Source organism: Bradyrhizobium sp. WSM3983 (genome assembly GCF_000473045.1).
Taxonomy (GTDB): domain Bacteria; phylum Pseudomonadota; class Alphaproteobacteria; order Rhizobiales; family Xanthobacteraceae; genus Bradyrhizobium.
The window spans coordinates 1-1,618 of sequence record NZ_AXAY01000073.1; the positions used below are offsets into that span (position 1 = coordinate 1).

Annotated in this window: 1 protein-coding gene and 1 pseudogene; both read right to left on the reverse strand. The window is 60.9% G+C overall.

All coding sequences use genetic code 11. The features are described from left to right. A pseudogene (locus YUA_RS46670) lies at positions 1–296 on the reverse strand (flagellin); the annotation flags it as partial. Between the two features lie 326 nt (positions 297–622). Further along, the coding region (locus tag YUA_RS0140730) for a flagellin (RefSeq protein ID WP_027535766.1) at positions 623–1,618 on the reverse strand (996 nt) is incomplete at its 5' end.

Consider the following 1,618-nt stretch of genomic DNA (forward strand, 5'->3'; position numbering starts at 1 on the left):
AGCGCCTGGTTGGCGATCGACTTGGCGCTGTCGAGCAGCTTCGACAGCGAGGTGATGCCGGTGTTGGCGGCCTGGAGCACCTGCACGCCGTTGGCGATGCCATCGAGCAAATTGTTGATGTCGCTGGCGCGGTTGTCGAGCGACTGTGCGGTGAAGAAGTTCGTGGGGTTATCCAGCGCCGAGTTCACCTTCTTGCCAGTCGACAGACGGGACTGGGTGGTGGCGAGCAGGTCAGCGGTGGACTGGAGGGAGAGCAGGTTCTGGCGAACCGACGCAGAGAGAACGATACCGGACATAACTTTTACCCTTCTGGTAGCTAACGCGTCTTCCTTCGACCGCATGGGATCGAGCGACGGAGGCAGGGTGCGTCGTCATGGCTAACAAAGGGTGAAACTTGCTCGCGAACCGTAAGCACCGGTTCACCATAAGACTGCAAGAGCATATCGGCATCGGTGACGATCGATCTGAAATTCCTCGCCTTTTCGCAGCGTTTGCTTCCCGTTAACCATAACCAACAGTGACTTTTTCAGAGCCGCAAAGTCGCTTCTCAATCGCCGGCACAAAAAGAAAGCGGCGGGGCCGAAGCCCCGCCGTCATGACTTGATTGCGATGTCAGCCGCTATTAGCGGAGCAGCTGGAGCACGCTCTGCTGCGACTGGTTGGCCAGCGACAGTGCGGAGACCGCGATCGACTGGCGGGTCGACAGCGCCTGGCTGTTGGCCGCTTCCTCGTTGGTGTCGGCCAGCGTCAGGTTGGACGAACCGGTTTGCAGCACGTTGATCAGGTTCTTGTTGAAGTCCTGACGAACCTGCACCACCGACAGATTCGAACCGAGGGTCGACGCTTCCGAACGCAGCGTGCTGGAGGCCGTGTTCAGATTGGCCAGCACCTTGTTGGTTGCCGAGTTGTCGATGAAGTCGGTGCCCTGCACCAGCGAGGCCAGACCCAGCCCCTTCGAGTTGAAGGTCACGCCGGTGATGTTGAGGTTCGACTTGCCGGTCTCGTCGAACACCAGCTTGAGCTGGTCGCCGTTGAGCAGGTTGACGCCGTTGAACGAAGCATCCGTCGAAGTCGTATCGATCTGCGTCAGGATGTTGTTGTACTGCGACACCAGGTTGGTACGAGTGGCCTGGGCAACCGCGTCAGCAACCGGCGCGGTGGCATTCGACCAGGTCAAGGCCGAGGTGATCGTGCCGCCGATGGTACCGCCGGAGGCAGCAGATCCGATCGTCGAGGACGCATAGTCGTTGGTCGCCGAGACCGTGAGCAGACCGTTGGCATCGATCGTCGCCGACAGGTTGTTGGCCTGAAGCTGCGTGTTGAGCTGATCGAGCGTCTTGACCGTACCGTTGGTGCCGTCGCCGAAGGTGACGTTGACCGCCGTACCACCGTTGAAGGAGGCGAAGGTCAAGGTCTTGCCCGAGATGCCACCTGACGCCGCGGACCGGCTCGCCGTGAAGGCGGTGCCGGTACCGGTGGAGCCGGTGAGACCGAGCGAGGACAGCGCATTGCCCGTACCCGTAATCGACAGGTCGGAGTTTGTGCCCGTCGAAAGGTTGAGCGCACCGGCCACGATCGACGAGTTCTTGGCTCCCGCGGTCGTCTGCAGGGCACCCGA